This window comes from Ralstonia sp. GX3-BWBA, assembly GCF_003290055.1.
Classification (GTDB): Bacteria; Pseudomonadota; Gammaproteobacteria; order Burkholderiales; family Burkholderiaceae; genus Ralstonia; species Ralstonia holmesii.
In genome coordinates this window covers 890,612-906,942 of sequence record NZ_QMKS01000009.1, presented here as the reverse complement: position 1 = coordinate 906,942, position 16,331 = coordinate 890,612, and the positions used below count along the sequence as shown (strand labels likewise).

Sequence of the window (16,331 nt, the reverse complement as noted above, 5' to 3'; positions counted from 1 at the left end):
AGCGCTACAACGAAGCCCCGCCACACATCACGATCTGCTGGCCGGTGATGGCGCCACCGTATTCGCTTGCCAGGAATGCCGCCATGGCGGCCACTTCCTCCGGCGCGATGAACCGGCCGATGGGCGGCATGCGTGGTGGGGTGTGCGCGCGTGCAGGGTCGTGCAGGAACGGCGTATCCGTCGCGCCGGGCGCAATCACGTTGACGGTGATGCCGCGTGGTGCAAGCTCCGCGGCCCACGAGCGCGCCATGCCAACGAGTGCCGCCTTGGAGGCCGCGTACTGGCTGCGCGTTGGGGCGCCGTTGGCGGTGCGGCTACCGATCAAAAGAACGCGGCCGCCGGATGGCATGCGCGGCACGAGCTTGTCTGCGAGGAAGGCTGCGGCGTCGACATGCACACGCCACATCGCCGCACCATCGGCGGCGGAAAGCTCACCCAACGGCGCTGTGCGCATGAAGCCAGCGGCATGCACGAGTGCGTCGACTGCGCCCAAGCTGTCACACACCTTGCCTAACTGCTCGAAGTCGGTCACATCCACGTGTGCGATTTCCAAGCCCTTGACCGGCTCGGCAGGGGCGGTTCGGCACAGGCCCGTCACACGCCAGCCGTCGGCCAGCAGGCGCACTGCAATGGCGCGGCCAATGCCCGACGAGGCTCCCGTCACCAAGGCATGACGGGCGGTAGTGGCTTGCGGTGCGGGGTGGGTTGGCATGCTTATTCCAGCGGGGCGATTTCCACGTCGACCTCGTCGCGTTCGTGGAATGGCTCCAGTTGATCGGGCGACGCACCGTTGTCGGTGATGAGCGTCCAGGGTCGTTCGATGGGCGTCCAGTGCTGCTGGCTGGCGCGCCCGAGCTTGTCTGCCGTGGCCAGCACGATCACCTGCGCGGCCTGCCGGATCACGCATTCCTTCAGATACGCCTGATCGGCGGACGCTTCACACAGGCCGTTAGTGGCCACCACGCCGTCGGCGCTCAGAAATGCCTTGTCGACGCTCACGCGGCCGAGCGACAACTGCGCGAGGGGCCCAAGCGTGCTCATGCTCGACGGGCGCACATCACCGCCGATGAGCGTGACGGGGATGCCGCCAGCCGGCAGCGATGTCACGACCATCAAGTTGTTCGTGACAACGTGGATCTGTTTGCCGGACAGATGGCGCGCCAGTGCCGCGGTGGTCGTGCCGCCGTCGAGGAAGATGGTGTCGCCGTCGACGATATGCGCTTGCGCCAGGCGGGCAATTGCCTCCTTCTGCTCGCGCGCGCTGGTGCGGCGCTCTTCCAGCGGCGCTTCCGGTTCGTGCGAGCCGACTGCCGCCGCGCCGCCGTAAGTGCGCAGGATGCGGCGATCGGAAGCGAGCGCGCGCAGGTCGCGGCGCACGGTGGCTTCCGACATACCGAAGTGCTCGCACAGCGTGGCGACGTCGTTCATGCCGCCCAGCACGGCTTTCAGCATGGCCTCGCGGCGCTTCGTGACTTTCATGTCTGCAAAATTCCAACCGGCCTCAGATGGGGAGCCACTGTAGCAAATTGGCCCCCGCCCAGGTCAGCCGCGCACCCACGATTCGTCAACCGTCACGTATTTGATGCGCTGGCGGAAATAGGTGAAGGCGATGTGCAATGCGCCGTCGTTCCCTTGCACGATGGAGGGATACGAATACTCGCGGTTGCGCTGGTCGGCTGAATTGTTGGTCATGCAATAACCGTCGCCAATTTCAATGTTGCGGCGGCGCCAGGTGTGGCCACCATCTTCCGAGACGGCCAGCGACAGCGGCGCACGCGGAGCGCCCCAGAAAGCGGTGCCCCGCGTGGATGCCTGCTGGTCGCGCAGCTCGCCATGGTCTTCGGCGTCTTCAATGTCGTCGTACAGCGAGGTGCGTCGACCGGTGCTGTGCGAGGCATTGCTCTCGTTGTAGACCAGCGCGAGATGACCGTTACGCAGCGCCACAAACTGGATCGAAGAATTGTTGTTGGGTAGCGTTGTCGGCTGTGGTGCGCTCCAGGTACGCCCGTCTTGCGAGCGGCTGGCGTAGATGTGATCTGCCCAGCGGCTGCGGTACAGCGCCAGCAGGCTGCCGTCGGCCAGCGTCTGCACGTTCATGTGCACGCAGCCGATGCTGTCGGGCACGTCGTGGCGGCTCCAGGTGCGGCCATGGTCTTCGGAGATCATGACGGCACTGATGTCGTCATTGCCGACCCAGCGTTCGCCTAGTTGCGTGCGGCACAGGAACACGGGGCAGGCCCATGCGCCGTCAGGGAGCACGACGATGGGCTGGCGCACGAAGGTGCCGGCTTGGTCGAACAGCGTTTCGATCGGGCCCCAGCTCTGGCCGTTGTCGGTCGAGATGCGCCGGCGCACGATGGCCGTGTTCTGGTGACCGGAGAGCTGCGCGGTGTAGATCAGCCAGAGTTCGCCGGTGGGTGTGGTGAACAGTACCGGGTTCTGCTCCGATCGTGTCGGGTCTTCCGATAGCCTGGTCGCAGGCTGCCATTCGGAGGTGCCTGCCGCCAACCGAGACAGGTAGATCGATACATCGGGAATGCCTTCCTGCGTGCCCCCAAACCACACGCACAGCAAGTCGCCGTTGGGCAGCGCGTGCAGGTTGGCCGCGTGGTTTTGCACGCAAGGTGTGGGCAGGAACGCTTCGCGGCGCTCTGCGTCGGTATAGGCGGCTCGCACGTTCGAATCGAAGGCGGCGTAGGCCGGAAGGGTGGCAGTCATGTTGTGTCTCAGTTCAATGCTCGGTGTCTGGGGATCAATGCGCCGCGTTGTTTGGCTTGATGTTGGCGACGGGTGCGCTGGCCTGTGCAGGCTCAGCTGCGCGAAAGAGCAGCTTCTCGACCACCAGAACGAGGGCGGGCGTGACGAGCGCGATGTACATGTTGTCGACGCCGAACGGGTTGCCGAGCAGATACCAGATGGTGGTTGCAATCGCGGCCAGGATCAGGCCAGAAACGGCTCCACGACTGCTGTTGAAGAACGGCAGATAGATGCCGATGAGCGCAACGATGGACACCGACAGCCGCAGCGCCCGCGTGAAGAACGATAGCGCCAGGATTTGCGGCACGAACAGCACGAACACCAGTGGCAGCACGCCCACCGCCAGCGAGATCCAGCGTGTCACGCGCATTTCCTGCTCGGCCGACGGGCGATAGCGCGGCACATAGAAGTCGGTCACGATGAGCGAAGCAATGGCGAGTGCCACCGTACACACGCTCACGAAGATCGACGCCACCAGCGAAGTCGTTACCACGCCGGCCAGCAGCGGATGCATGTGTTGCAGAAAGACCGGCAGCGCATACAGGCTCTTGATGCCCGGGTACAGATACTTGGCGGCCACGCCGATGAAGCCCAGCGCAATCGAGATCGGCACGCACAGCACCGCCGCCATGAGCGAAGCCGAGCGGGCGGCTTCAGGGCTCTTGGTAGAAGAAATGGCTTGAATGATGAACTGGGTGGAGAAGATCGCCCCGGCCGAACCGATGATCCACGCGCCGATGGTGCCGCCGGACAGCGCACCCTTCCAGGTGAAGTAGTGCTCCGGCATGGTCTGCACCATGGGCGTGATGCCGCCCGAGAGCTTCCATGCCACAGCGACGATGATGCCGATGCCCACCACCTTGACCGCGCTGTGCACGATGGTCAGGTAGGCCACGCTCTTGAGCCCGCCCCACACGAAGTAGATCGTGCTGATGATGGCCGTGATGACGGCCGCCGTCGGCAGGTTGATGTGCATGACGGTGGAGATGGCCGCCGCGCCGCTCACGTAGTTGCCCACGTTCACCAGCAGCAGCGAATAGATCATGATGGCCGACACCACCAGCTTGGCCGTGTTGCCGTACTTCTTGGCAATGAAGCCCGAGATGGTGAACTGGCCCGATGCGTACAACCGCTTGGCCATGAACAGACCGAAGAACAGGAAGCCGATCGACGCCGAGATCACCGACCACGATGCGGCAATCCCCACGTTGAACGCTTCCTGCGACGTACCCACCGTCGACTTCGCGCCGATGTATTCCGACATCAGCAGCACGGCCACCACCACAGCCGGCATCGAGCGCCCGGCCACCATGAACTGCTCGGAATTGCGGCTGCGCAGCCGGATGCTGGCGATGCTGGTCACCACGATATAGACCACGACCATGGCGATGATCATGGTGGTGTCCCAGTTCGAAAACGAGGTCATCTTTGTCTCCTGATTTTGAGCGGGTGCTCCGGCCGGCCCAGCGTGTGTCCGTCGGGTCTGGCCTTGCGCGGGGGCGCGCGATATTGCTGGTTGCTACATGGTGTTCGGGGGAGCCTCAGCCTCAGGCCGCGCGGATGGCTTGCGGATCGTCGTGTCGGGTGGCGAGTTCGCAGGCCTGGCGGAAGGCTTCGAGCATGCTGCGTTCATCGGCGATGCCCTTGCCGGCAATGTCGAAGGCGGTGCCGTGGTCAACCGAAGTGCGGATCACCGGCAGGCCCACGGTGACATTCACACCGGCCTCCAGCCCCATCACCTTGACGGGGCCGTGGCCCTGGTCGTGGTACATCGCGACCACCACGTCAAAGTCGCCGCGGCCGGCACGGAAAAACAACGTATCGGCGGGCAGGGGGCCCTCCACGCGCCAGCCGCGCGTCTGCAGCACTTGCACGGCAGGGATGATCTTTTCCTCTTCCTCGCCGTGGCCGAAGAGGCCGTTCTCTCCAGCATGCGGGTTGATGCCGCAGACACCGATGCGCGGGTTCTCGATGCCGGCGCGTACCAGCGTGGCGTGCGCGCGTTCAATGGTGCGCTGGACCAGGCCCGGCTCGATGCGGCGGATGGCGTCGAGCAGCCCGATATGGGTCGTCACGTGGATCACGCGCAGGTTGGGCGCCACGAGCATCATCGAAACTTCATCGATGCCGGTCAGGTGCGCCAGCATTTCGGTGTGGCCCGGGAAGATGTGGCCGCCGGCGTGCAGCGCTTCCTTGTTCAGCGGCGCGGTACAGATGGCATCCAGTTCGCCAGCGGACGTCAGCTCGACGGTGCGGGCGATGTACTGATACGCGGCATCGCCCGCGATGGGAGAGAGCTTGCCGTAGGGCAGGTCGGCAGGGATGAGGCCGAGGTCGATGCAGTCCACTACGCCGTAGCGGAAGGCGGCATCGGCAGGGCGCTCGATCGAGCGAACTTCCAGTGCCACGCCGGTACGTTGGGCGGCATCGCGCAGTCGTGCCGTGTCGCCAATCACCAGAGGTCGGCATTGCTCGTACACCGCGCGGTGCGTGAGCGCCTTCATGATGATCTCGGGGCCGACACCGGCGGCATCGCCCATGGTGATGCCGATGACAGGACGATAGGTCATTGTGTGAGTTCCTTTGGGTGGGGTGCTGGCGGCGGCTTCGATCAACCGTTGCCAGGCGGCAAGCAGGGAGCCGGGTGCACCGAAGCCACCCGCTTTGGTGACGACCGGCAGCACGCGGCCGACGCCAATGAGTCGGGCGTGCAGCAACGGCAGGCCCGGTTCGATTTCATCGGTCAGTTGCAGCGCGTCGATACCGGCGGTCGACAACACGGCGCGAGCGGTTTCGCCACCGGTGGCGATCAACCCGCCGGCATGCGGCAGGGCCGGCGCCAGCAACGTGGCGAGGCGGCGGCAGAAGTGCAGGCCGTCGGCGCTGTTGCCGCGCGTGGTTTGGCTGAGCGTGACCAGCACGTCGCGGCCTTCGCACAGCGCATCGATGACGGTCTGGGTGATGTCCGCCTGCGGTGTGTCGAGCGCTTCCACGGGCAGTTCCAGCGACAGCAGGCGCGCACCGGCAGCGGCCTTCAATTCCGACGCCTGCGCATGGGACACGCTGGACATGCTGCCCACCACCGTCAGCACCGGCCCGGCGATTGCGGTTGCCGCATCGCCTTCGACAGCGGCGTTGGCGCTGCCGAGCCCCGCCGCGCGAATCAGCGCGGGCGCCAGACCGGCGGAGCCGACCCAGAACACATGTGCCAGCCGCACGGAGGTCTCGGCGATGTGCGCGAGGTCGTCATCGGTCTCGGCGTCGCACACCACGGCTTGCACACCGTCCGCCTGGAGTGCCGCCAAGCGACCGGCCAGCGCGGCGGCACCGGCGCGGACGTCGTCAAGCGTCAGCACGGCGGTCTGGAGGCCCTGGCGCTCCAGCATTTCGCGCAGATCGGCGCGGCCGCCGATGCTTTCGTTGCGCCACACCTCGGTGTCTTCCACGGCCACGCCGTGCAGCCACTGGCGGCCGTCGCGGGTGGTGCGTCCCGCTGCCGGAAACGCCGGCGCCACGATGGCTAGGCCGGCGAGCGGTGCGAGTGCAGCCACCTCAGCGGCGACGTTGCCGCGCAAGGTCGAATCGATCTTCTTGTAGAGCCGCGTGGCTGGCCGGGCCAGTGCATGCCATGCCGCCACCTGCGTGGCCGCCGCATCAACGGCATTGGCGCGCCGCGTGTCGGTGTCCAGTGCGAGGACGTCGGCGCTGGTCGGATGCCCGATGGGGTGTCCAATATCGGCGCGTAGCATGACCGCGCTGCGCAATCCGGCACGCACGCCCGCCACCGCGCAATCGGCGGCGCCCGACAGGTCGTCGGCCAGGATCAGCAGCTTCGGGGCGGTTTGGGTGGAAGTATTCACGGCAGCAGGCGCTGGTAGATGGCCTTGATGTCCGCATGGCTCAGCGGCTTGGGATTGTTGCTCAGCAGCCGCTTGACCTTCGAGGCCGCCTCGGCCAGCACGTCCAGGTGCGATTCGGACACGCCGAACTGACGCAGGTCCTGCGGGATCTGCACAACGTCGGTCCACTCGGTCAGGCGCTCGATGAGGGCATCGGCGGCGGTTTCGTCGTCCATATCGTGGCGGCGGATATCGAGCGCGCGCGCCACGTTGGCCAGGCGCCCGACGACGGCGTCTTTGTTGAAGGCCATCACGTGGGGCAGCAGCATCGCGTTGGCCACGCCGTGCGTCACGCCGAACATGCCGCCCAGCGGATACGCCAGCGCGTGCACAGCGGCCGTGCCGGCAGCGGTGAGTGCCAGCCCGCCGTACATCGAACCTAGCATCATCGCCTCGCGTGCCTTGACCGAGCGGCCGTTCTGATACGCCTCGACAATGCTGCCGCCAATCAGCCGCATCGACTCCATCGCAAACATGTCGCTCACCGGGTTGGCCTTGGTCGAGATGTACGACTCCAGCGAATGCACGAAGGCATCGATGCCGGTGGCGGCGGTGATTGGCTTGGGTAGGTCGAAGGTCAGCTCTGCATCGAGGATGACTAGCTGTGGGAGCAGGTGCCGGCTGACGATGCCCACCTTCAGTTCTTCATCGGGCAGCGTGACGATGGCATTGGGTGTGACTTCCGAACCAGTACCCGCGGTGGTCGGCACCAGGACGAGCGGGATGCCCGGGCGCTGAATCAGGTCAATGCCGAGCCATTCGCGCAGCGGCTGGTCATTGGTCAGGCGCACCGCAAACAGCTTGGCTGCATCGAGCACGCTGCCGCCGCCGGTCGACAGGATTGCGTCCGGGGCGAACGGTGCGATCTGCTCGCGGAAGACGGTCTCGACGTTCTCAATGGTCGGTTCGGGTTCGACGCCGCGCACGATGCACGCTTCCACGTCGCGTGCGGCCAGCGCTTCCACCACACGGCCGATCACGCCGTTCTGTTCCATCACCGGCTGCGTGATGAGGGCGATGCGCTTGACGGATACGTCGAGCAGAGCGAGCTTCTCGGGCAGCAGCGCCAGGCTGCCGGCGCCGTGGACGATGTGCTTGACGGTCTGGAAGTGATAGGTCTGGGACATGACGTTTGACGGTGTGGGGGCGGACGAGGCTCAGGCGACGTTCAGTGCGGCGCGATAGATGGCAAGGGCTTCGGCCAAGCGTTCGCGGCTCTTGGCGTCGAGCGGTTTGGCCGGCGAGCGTGCTGGGCCGGCGGGCATGCCGAGCATCTCGGCGGCGGTCTTGAGCACCACGGGCATGGTGCCGAGCGCAAACGCATCGCGCAGCGCACGCAGCGATTCCTGTGCGGCGCGTGCGGCCGGGATGTTGCCTGCCTGGAATTGATTCCAGATCGACATCACCACGTGCGGCACGGCGTTGGTGGTGGCAGCTACAGCGCCATCGCCACCGGCAATCAGCGTCCACAGGATCATTGAATCGGTGCCGGTGAACACGGCAAAGTCGTCGCGGCGCAGGTTGATCAGTTGCAGCAGGCGGTCGAAATCGCCGCCGCTGTCCTTGATGGCGCGGATGTTCGGGATATCCGCCAGCCGGCGCACGGTGTCGACGGTCAGCGTCACGCCGGCCTTGGCCGGAATCGTGTACAGCAGGATCGGCAGCGACGTGGCGCGCGCGATCTGCTCGTAGTGCGCAAACAGTTCGGGCTGCGTGGCGCCGTTGAAGTACGGCGTGATGACGGACACGGCATCCACACCCACGTCCTGCATCTTGTGGTTGAGCGCGATCACGTCACGCGTGGCATAGGCGCCGGTGCCGGCCACCACGGGCACGCGGCCGCGCGCCTGCTCGACGGTAATGCGGGCAATGCGCAGCTTCTCTTCTTCGCTCAGCGCGATGAATTCGCCGTTGGTGCCGAGCACGAAGAGGCCGTGGACGCCCGCATCGATTAGACGATCGACCAGCACGCGCAAACCGTTTTCATCCACGTCTTCCGTCAGGGTCATCGGGGTAATCAGAGCTGGGACGATCCCTTTGAACGACGCGGTCATGTTGCACATCCTTGTGTGGTGGGCCGGTGGCCCGTGGGTCAGCTTGGACCGGAGGGATGCACGGTGAATACCTCTGGCATCGATCGGTTCAGTCATTGTAATCCACAAAATGACCGAATCGATCAATGTTTACCCTGATCTTGCTCCGCTGTGTGGAAGCCGAGCGGGCGCCGTCTCGTGCGCTTTCAGTACTGCTTTTGGACCTGGGTGAAGCGGCATGCTCTGAGGGTACGGCTAATTTTTGATCGAATCAGTCACACTTGGCTCGCCCAGGCAATCCTGTTCGGCAGCTGATTTACGCAGGCGCGTATGGGCGTGGGGTGGACTACCGCGCAGTCCGGGAATGAAAGCAGGCAATCCCGCGCTGGCTGATCTGGATCAGCGTGGTGATCAAAGGTCGGGCCTGATCCGTCGTCGTCACCCTTGCAGCTAGCCCCTCCATGACATGGGCGTACGCGCCCTCCGGGTCAAACGTCATCACCCTCACAAGCTGGGCAATGCTTCGAACCGCGATCAGGTGCCACGGTTCGGCCGTGGTATTGCTCCAGGCCTCCCGCACGCATATCTCGGACACATCCAGTGCTCTCTGTTGGTCTTGCGTCAGCGCACTCGGCGATGGCTGCGAGTAAGACCTAAGCGCTGCCGAGGGCGGTAACTGGAAAGTGGCCGAGCTGGGCCTCCTTGTTTACCCGAGTGTCGGTGGCCCGCGTGGGCTCGATGTGTAGGGGAATATTTCTTGTGCGCCATGATGCACAAAATGACTTTCCGAAAAGGTTGCTGAGCTTGCCAGAGCTTCTTTCCTAGTGCGTTCCGCTGTTCTATTGCGGGTCAGTCTCGGCCACGCCACATCCAACAACCTATTGATGGAAAAGGGATTCTCCGGGGAGAGGTCGAGCGAGGGCGCGATGGAGTTCAGAGTTGAGTGAACAAAGTTCAGCGTTGAGTGAATCTCGACATCAGCCGCCCCCCCTTCTTGAAATCGTAATACCCCGTCCCTATAATTAGCACTCGCCGGGCAGGAGTGCTAACAATGCCTCCACCCCCGATGCTTTCCCGATGCGCCGCGTCCCGCGGCGCGTTTTGTGAATAAACACTCACTTTGCATTGAGGAGTTTGTATGAACCTGCGTCCCTTGCATGATCGCGTGATCGTGAAGCGCCTGGACAACGAAACGAAGACCGCTTCGGGCATCGTCATTCCTGACGCCGCCGCTGAAAAGCCGGATCAAGGCGAAGTGCTGGCCGTCGGTCCGGGCAAGAAAGACGATAAGGGCAATGCGATCGCGCTGGACGTGAAGGTCGGCGACCGCGTGCTATTCGGCAAGTACGCCGGCCAAGGCGTCAAGGTGGATGGTCAGGAAGTCCTGGTCATGCGCGAAGAAGACATCATGGCCGTGGTGGCGAAGTAAGCGGGCGCTCTGTCGCATCGGCTTACCAGTAAACCAATCCTCATTGTCTGCCCGGCGGATTCCCCCGGTGTAGGCAACATCCAAAGATCTCGGAGATTCTCAAGATGGCAGCTAAAGACGTAGTGTTCGGCGACGCCGCACGTGCCAAGATGGTCGAAGGCGTGAACATTCTCGCCAACGCAGTCAAGGTGACCCTGGGCCCGAAGGGCCGTAACGTGGTGCTGGAGCGCAGCTTCGGTGGCCCGACCGTGACCAAGGACGGTGTGTCGGTCGCCAAGGAAATCGAGCTGAAGGACAAGCTGCAGAACATGGGCGCGCAAATGGTCAAGGAAGTCGCTTCCAAGACCAGCGACAACGCCGGTGACGGCACCACCACCGCAACGGTGCTGGCTCAGTCGATCGTGCGCGAAGGCATGAAGTACGTTGCCGCCGGCATGAACCCGATGGACCTGAAGCGCGGCATCGACAAGGCTGTCGGCGCTGCCGTCGAAGAACTGAAGAAGATCAGCAAGCCGACGACCACCAGCAAGGAAATCGCTCAAGTTGGCGCCATCTCGGCCAACAGCGACGAATCCATCGGCCAGCGCATCGCTGAAGCCATGGACAAGGTCGGCAAGGAAGGCGTGATCACGGTGGAAGACGGCAAGTCGCTGGCCGACGAGCTGGACGTCGTGGAAGGCATGCAGTTCGACCGCGGCTACCTGTCGCCGTACTTCATCAACAACCCGGAAAAGCAAGTTGTCCAGCTGGACAACCCGTTCGTGCTGCTGTTCGACAAGAAGGTCAGCAACATCCGCGACCTGCTGCCGGTGCTGGAACAAGTCGCCAAGGCTGGCCGTCCGCTGCTGATCATCGCTGAAGACGTTGAAGGCGAAGCCCTGGCAACGCTGGTGGTCAACAACATCCGTGGCATCCTGAAGACCGCCGCCGTCAAGGCACCGGGCTTCGGCGACCGCCGCAAGGCCATGCTGGAAGACATCGCCATCCTGACGGGCGGCCAAGTCATCGCTGAAGAAGTCGGCCTGACGCTGGAAAAGGCAACCCTGAACGACCTGGGCCAAGCCAAGCGCGTTGAAATCGGCAAGGAAAACACCACGATCATCGATGGCGCAGGCGACGCCCGCAACATCGAAGCCCGCGTGAAGCAAGTGCGTGCCCAGATCGAAGAAGCGACCTCGGACTACGACCGTGAGAAGCTGCAAGAGCGCGTGGCCAAGCTGGCCGGCGGTGTTGCTGTGATCAAGGTTGGCGCTGCCACCGAAGTCGAAATGAAGGAAAAGAAGGCCCGCGTGGAAGATGCTCTGCACGCAACGCGCGCTGCCGTGGAAGAAGGTATCGTGGCTGGCGGCGGTGTTGCACTGCTGCGCGCCCGTGCGCTGATCTCCGGCCTGAAGGGTGCCAACCCTGACCAAGACGCCGGTATCAAGATCGTGCTGCGCGCCATGGAAGAGCCGCTGCGTCAGATCGTCACGAACGCTGGCGACGAGGCTTCGGTGGTGGTGGCCAACGTCATCGCCGGCCAGGGCAACTACGGCTACAACGCTTCGACCGGCGAGTACGGTGACCTGGTGGAGATGGGCGTGCTGGACCCGACCAAGGTGACCCGCACCGCGCTGCAGAACGCCGCTTCGGTCGCTTCGCTGATGCTGACCACGGATTGCGCCGTGGCAGAACTGCCGAAGGACGATGCAGCTCCGGCAATGCCGGGCGGCATGGGTGGCATGGGCGGCATGGACGGCATGATGTAATTTGCCTGTTCGGCAACCTGGCCCGGCCATCTTTCGGGATGGCTGTTCCAAGCAAAAAACCCCGTGGGTGCGAGCCCGCGGGGTTTTTTGTTGCCTGCTTTGTTAAGACGGCGTTAACGCTGCAATGCAGTGGGCTTCGCTACAATCGGCCCACCCGCGAGCCTCAGCGTCGTTAAGTGTCGATAAGCGATCAGCGTCCTGAAGCGGGCACGACAACAACTCAGGGAAGGGAAAACAGATGAACGACATCGCACGCGAGTCCGTCCTGGGCAGCGCCCCCGCTCCGGCTGCGCCGCAGCCCTTGCGACTGCGCTTTATCGGCAGTGGCTCCGAATACTTTCGCATCTGGATCGTCAATCTGCTGCTGACCATCGTTACGCTGGGCATCTACTCGGCCTGGGCGAAGGTGCGCACGTTGCAGTATTTCTATCGCAACACGCAGCTGGCCGGTTCGAGCTTCGACTATCACGGCAGCCCGATCGCCATTCTGAAGGGCCGCGCGATCATTTTCGTACTGGCGCTTGCGTTCAACCTCCTGGGCCATTCGTCGCCGCTGCTGGGGCTGGCGCTGCTTGCACTGATGGCCGCTGCGTTTCCGTGGCTGCTCGTGCGCTCGCTGCGTTTCCGTATGGCCAATTCCAGCTATCGCGGCCTGCGCTTCGCCTTTACTGGCAAGGATGCCGAGGGCTACATGGTGTTCCTGGTGTGGCCGATCCTAAGCGTGTTTTCGCTCTACCTGCTGGCGCCGCTGGCGCATCAGCGCTTCAAGCGTTTCCAACACAAGAACACGCGCTTCGGTACCGCATCGTTTGATTTCTCGGGCACGCCGGGCAACTTCTACGGCGTGTATCTGCGCACCTTCGGGCTGGCGGTGCTCGCCGTCGTGGTGGCTGGTGTGCTGTCGCTGTTGCTGGGGGTGTCGTTCCATCGCGCGCCGGGCATAGGTCAGATCTTCGGCTTCATCGTCATCGGGTTGTTCATGTATGCGGCGATGCTGTTCCTGACCCCGTACGTTCTGTCGCGCCTGCAGAACCTGGTGTGGAGCAACACGACGCTGGGCGCGCACCGCTTTCAGAGCCAGGTCGGTGCAGGCAAGCTGTTCTGGATCTTCGTGTCGAACGCCGTGATGATCGTGATCACCGTCGGCCTGTTCACGCCCTTTGCACGGGTGCGTACTGCACGCTACAAGCTCGAATCCGTGACGATGTTTGCGTCGGGCTCACTCGACACCTTCGTTGCTGGCGAGACCACCAAGGTGAGCGCCCTGGGCGACGCCACGGTGGACTGGTACGACATCGACATCGCGCTGTAAGCGCGCTGCAGGCAAAGGCAACCCCTGTGATTATCGCGACCTACTTCGACGGCCGTACCTCGCGGGCGCAACCCGTGCGCCTTGCCGTCGAGGCGGGCGAGGCGGTGCTGTTCGACGCGGAGGGCACGGCGCTGCGCCGCGCGCCGCTCTCTACGCTGCGGGTGTCGGAGCGCGTGAAGCATGCACCGCGCTTGATTACGTTCGAGGACGGTGCGTTTTGCGAGATCACCGACCCGGCGGAGCAGGCATCGCTGAACGCGCTGCTGCATCGCACCGGCTATCGCGAGGGCTGGGTCGTGCTGGCGCAGAACAGCTGGAAGCTGGCGCTGGGCTCGCTGCTGGCCATGGTGGTGGTGCTGGCGCTGGGCTATCGCTACGGCTTGCCGTGGGGCGCCAAGGTGGTGGCCAATATGGTGCCGCAGCGCGCCGAGGCACAGCTCGGGCGCAGCACGCTGAAAGCCATGGACGAGCGCTGGCTCCGGCCCAGCAAGCTGCCCGCCGCGCAGCAAGACCGCATCCGTGCACGGTTTGCCGCCCTGCACAGGCCGCCGCAGGCCACGCACACGTATCACATTGTTTTTCGTGATGCCGACATCGGCGCCAATGCCTTTGCGCTGCCCGGCGGCGACATTGTCGTGACTGACGCGCTGGTCAAGCTGGTGGGTGAGGGCGATGGCCTGACGGGTGTGCTGGCGCACGAGGCAGGTCACGTTGAATATCGCCACGGGCTGCGGCAGGTGATTCAGTCGTCGGCCATTGGAGCCACGGCGGCGCTGCTGTTTGGCGATGTTTCGACCATTCTGTCAGGCGTGCCGGCGGCGCTGCTGACGCTGCGCTATTCGCGTGACTACGAGCGCGACGCCGACCACTATGCCGCGTTGCTGCTGCAGGAGAACGGCTTGTCCGTCGGTGCGTTTGCCGACGTGCTGCAGGCGCTGGAAGACACGCATGGCGGCACGCGCAAGGCCGATGCCACGAAGAAGGCCGACGCCGCCAGCGATGACGATGCCTCGGCGTTCTTCTCGTCTCACCCGCTGACGCGCGAGCGCATCGACACGCTGCGCCGCTTTGACCGCACGCACGGCGGCAGTGACAACGGCGACGCGGACTGACGCGTCACGCACTCCGCTCGTCACGCTCGTCTAATTCCCGGCTGCTTCGTCATCCGTTTGATCGATTTCCCCCCTGCCTCGGGCCACCAAGAATGGTGACAGAGGGACGGGGGGACATCATGCGACACGCTGAATCGGGCGTCATGAACGCATTGGCGGGTGTGCTGCCGCCCACGCTTGTGCGGCGGTTGCCGGACCGCACGATGGTGACCCGCGTGTTCCGCTTCGGGGTCTCCGGTGTTGTGGCCACCGGCATGCATGTTGCCATCGCCACCACGCTCATCAACGGTTTTTCTGCCTCTCAGGTGACGGCCAACGGCGTTGCGTTCATCTGCGCCAACGTCTGCTCGTACCTGCTCAACGCGCTGTGGAGCTTCTCGGCCAAGCCGGGACGCGCGAACTTCTTGCGCTTCTACGCCGTCTCGCTGCTCTGCTTGGCGCTGACGCTTGCGATCTCGTGGCTAGCCCAGACGTTGGGCCTGAGCTACTGGGTCGGGCTTGCGGCGATCTTGTCGGTGGTGCCGCCGCTCACCTTTTTATTGCATCGGTTCTGGACGTTCCGCTAGCGGAGGGCAACATGGGCTGCCTGCACAAACCGCCCGCAATGCAAGCCACCAAGCGGCTTCGCGTTTCATCGCTGAATCATACCTACGGCCAGTTTCGGACTGCGTCTGTGGCGGCTACAACTGACGATAAGGGACGGGGAAATCTGCAAGCGACCGGCGAGCCGCGGCAGGTAGTCAGTACAACGCCCGATAGCCACTCACACCGGCGGAGGCGAAGGCATATGCGCGCGCATACCAAACAGAGAGAACGAGGGGCGGTGCTCCCAATGGTCGGCTTGACCCTTGCCGTGTTGCTGGGAATGGCAGGCCTGGTCATCGACTTGAGTGGCTTGTTCGTGGCCAAGACGGAGCTTCAGTCAGCGGTGGATAGCTGTGCCTTGTCAGCGGCGCAGGAACTGGATGGTGCATCGGATGCACTGACTCGGGCAACGAATGCGGGGCTGACAGCGGGCAACGCCAACCGCGTCGTCTACCAAGCATCGTCCGCATCGTTGGCGAACGCGGATGTCACGTTCAGCACGGCACTGAACGGCACCTACAGCGCGGCCGGCGTGGCGTCGAGTTCGTCGAGCTATGTCAAGTGCACGCATACCAAGAGCGGGATCACGGCACGCCTGATCAAGTTCGTTGGTGGTGCTACCAGCAATGCCGTTGCTGCGCTGGCGGTGGCCACGCGTGTACATGCGCAGAGCACGTGCCCCATTCCAGTGGCCCTGATCCCAAAATCCGGGGGTACGGCTCCCAACTATGGTTTCCAGATCGGTGAGTGGGTCAGCATGCTGTACTCCGGCGGGTCCACTACACCGGGTGAGATGGGTTGGTACAACCTCGACGGCTCCACCAATGCCAACGAGACGAAAACCGAAATGGATCAGGGCTATTGCAATTCCAAGATCGGTGATCAGTTGGGGACACCTGGTGCGAAGGTCTCAGTTGACGACAACTGGAACGGGCGCTTTGGCATCTACAAGAACAAGTCAAACGCGTCGCAACTGCAGCCGGATTTCACGGGCTACTCCTATACGTCGACCAATTGGACGAACACGGTGCCGCAGAACGCCTACAGCGGCACACCTGCTGCGGGCTCTGACAAGAGCGCTGCCAATTTCAAGAGCAAACGGCTTGCCTATGCCAACTACGACGATACCGGGACGAGTGTCACCGGCGGCGACAAGATCACCGGGCTCAACGTCAAGGGCGGCTACAAGAGCCTCGCCACCAGCGGGAACAGTGGCGATTTGGCCACCTATGGGGTGAATCGGCGCGTTGTCCTAGTACCCGTCATCTCATCCGCGTCAAAGATCATCGACTACGCCTGCATGCTGATGTTGCAGCCCATTGACGGTGTCCACAACACGCCGCAGTTTGAGTTCCTGGGCAACGCAGGGGGCACCAGCAGCCCGTGTTCACCCAGTGGCCTGGCGGGCGGCAGCAAGGGCCCCTTGGTTCCAGCATTGGTGCAGTAGGAGCGAACC

13 protein-coding genes are annotated in these 16,331 nt (G+C 63.8%); 6 read left to right on the top strand and 7 right to left on the bottom strand.

Annotated features, from left to right (window positions below; genetic code table 11):
* Nucleotides 1-4: 4 nt before the first annotated feature.
* From DOD19_RS11870 to dapA, 7 genes are all read right to left on the bottom strand, one after another.
* On the bottom strand, nt 5-712 hold the full coding sequence (locus DOD19_RS11870; protein WP_112185650.1) for an SDR family oxidoreductase: 708 nt from the start codon (nt 710-712) through the stop codon (nt 5-7).
* A gap of 2 nt (nt 713-714) precedes the next feature.
* A complete protein-coding gene (locus DOD19_RS11865; RefSeq protein ID WP_112185648.1) occupies nt 715-1,479 on the bottom strand; it encodes a DeoR/GlpR family DNA-binding transcription regulator in 765 nt (254 codons plus the stop codon).
* A 63-nt stretch (nt 1,480-1,542) separates the two neighbouring features.
* Nucleotides 1,543-2,718, bottom strand: coding sequence for a sialidase family protein (locus tag DOD19_RS11860; protein ID WP_112185646.1), 1,176 nt, complete (start codon nt 2,716-2,718; stop codon nt 1,543-1,545).
* Between the two features lie 34 nt (nt 2,719-2,752).
* Complete coding sequence (locus DOD19_RS11855) at nt 2,753-4,183, bottom strand: sodium:solute symporter family protein (RefSeq protein WP_112185645.1); 1,431 nt, start codon at nt 4,181-4,183, stop codon at nt 2,753-2,755.
* A 121-nt stretch (nt 4,184-4,304) separates the two neighbouring features.
* Nucleotides 4,305-6,617, bottom strand: coding sequence for a 4-hydroxythreonine-4-phosphate dehydrogenase PdxA (pdxA, locus tag DOD19_RS11850; RefSeq protein ID WP_112185643.1), 2,313 nt, complete (start codon nt 6,615-6,617; stop codon nt 4,305-4,307).
* Nucleotides 6,614-7,783 (bottom strand): iron-containing alcohol dehydrogenase, encoded by a 1,170-nt coding sequence (locus DOD19_RS11845; RefSeq protein ID WP_112185642.1) that lies wholly within the window; start codon nt 7,781-7,783, stop codon nt 6,614-6,616. Before DOD19_RS11845 ends, pdxA begins: the two co-directional genes overlap by 4 nt.
* A gap of 30 nt (nt 7,784-7,813) precedes the next feature.
* Nucleotides 7,814-8,710 (bottom strand): 4-hydroxy-tetrahydrodipicolinate synthase, encoded by an 897-nt coding sequence (gene dapA, locus DOD19_RS11840; protein ID WP_112185640.1) that lies wholly within the window; start codon nt 8,708-8,710, stop codon nt 7,814-7,816.
* Nucleotides 8,711-9,827: 1,117 nt separating this feature from the next.
* Between dapA and groES the strand changes: the two genes are divergently transcribed.
* The 6 genes from groES (at nt 9,828) to DOD19_RS11805 (ending at nt 16,322) form a co-directional block, all read left to right on the top strand.
* The gene (gene groES / locus DOD19_RS11830) at nt 9,828-10,118 is read left to right on the top strand and encodes a co-chaperone GroES (protein ID WP_004629730.1); all 291 of its coding nucleotides are present in this window, start codon (nt 9,828-9,830) and stop codon (nt 10,116-10,118) included.
* Nucleotides 10,119-10,222: 104 nt separating this feature from the next.
* Nucleotides 10,223-11,866, top strand: a complete 1,644-nt coding sequence (gene groL, locus DOD19_RS11825) for a chaperonin GroEL (RefSeq protein WP_024976459.1) — start codon at nt 10,223-10,225, stop codon at nt 11,864-11,866.
* A gap of 238 nt (nt 11,867-12,104) precedes the next feature.
* Nucleotides 12,105-13,178 (top strand): YjgN family protein, encoded by a 1,074-nt coding sequence (locus tag DOD19_RS11820; RefSeq protein WP_112185636.1) that lies wholly within the window; start codon nt 12,105-12,107, stop codon nt 13,176-13,178.
* A gap of 26 nt (nt 13,179-13,204) precedes the next feature.
* Nucleotides 13,205-14,290 (top strand): M48 family metallopeptidase, encoded by a 1,086-nt coding sequence (locus DOD19_RS11815; protein WP_024976457.1) that lies wholly within the window; start codon nt 13,205-13,207, stop codon nt 14,288-14,290.
* Nucleotides 14,291-14,409: 119 nt separating this feature from the next.
* Nucleotides 14,410-14,856, top strand: coding sequence for a GtrA family protein (locus tag DOD19_RS11810; protein ID WP_024976456.1), 447 nt, complete (start codon nt 14,410-14,412; stop codon nt 14,854-14,856).
* A 221-nt stretch (nt 14,857-15,077) separates the two neighbouring features.
* Nucleotides 15,078-16,322: a Tad domain-containing protein gene (locus DOD19_RS11805; protein WP_112185634.1), complete on the top strand. Its 1,245-nt coding sequence runs from the start codon at nt 15,078-15,080 to the stop codon at nt 16,320-16,322.
* Nucleotides 16,323-16,331 lie beyond the last annotated feature (9 nt).

Excerpts from the sequence above, each read along its gene's own strand:
- DOD19_RS11870 (WP_112185650.1), bottom strand. The coding sequence starts at position 712 with ATGCCAACCCACCCCGCACCGCAAGCCACTACCGCCCGTCATGCCTTG.
- DOD19_RS11865 (WP_112185648.1), bottom strand. The coding sequence starts at position 1,479 with ATGAAAGTCACGAAGCGCCGCGAGGCCATGCTGAAAGCCGTGCTGGGC.
- DOD19_RS11860 (WP_112185646.1), bottom strand. The coding sequence starts at position 2,718 with ATGACTGCCACCCTTCCGGCCTACGCCGCCTTCGATTCGAACGTGCGA.
- DOD19_RS11855 (WP_112185645.1), bottom strand. The coding sequence starts at position 4,183 with ATGACCTCGTTTTCGAACTGGGACACCACCATGATCATCGCCATGGTC.
- DOD19_RS11845 (WP_112185642.1), bottom strand. The coding sequence starts at position 7,783 with ATGTCCCAGACCTATCACTTCCAGACCGTCAAGCACATCGTCCACGGC.
- dapA (WP_112185640.1), bottom strand. The coding sequence starts at position 8,710 with ATGACCGCGTCGTTCAAAGGGATCGTCCCAGCTCTGATTACCCCGATG.
- groES (WP_004629730.1), top strand. The coding sequence starts at position 9,828 with ATGAACCTGCGTCCCTTGCATGATCGCGTGATCGTGAAGCGCCTGGAC.
- groL (WP_024976459.1), top strand. The coding sequence starts at position 10,223 with ATGGCAGCTAAAGACGTAGTGTTCGGCGACGCCGCACGTGCCAAGATG.
- DOD19_RS11820 (WP_112185636.1), top strand. The coding sequence starts at position 12,105 with ATGAACGACATCGCACGCGAGTCCGTCCTGGGCAGCGCCCCCGCTCCG.
- DOD19_RS11810 (WP_024976456.1), top strand. The coding sequence starts at position 14,410 with ATGCGACACGCTGAATCGGGCGTCATGAACGCATTGGCGGGTGTGCTG.
- DOD19_RS11805 (WP_112185634.1), top strand. The coding sequence starts at position 15,078 with ATGCGCGCGCATACCAAACAGAGAGAACGAGGGGCGGTGCTCCCAATG.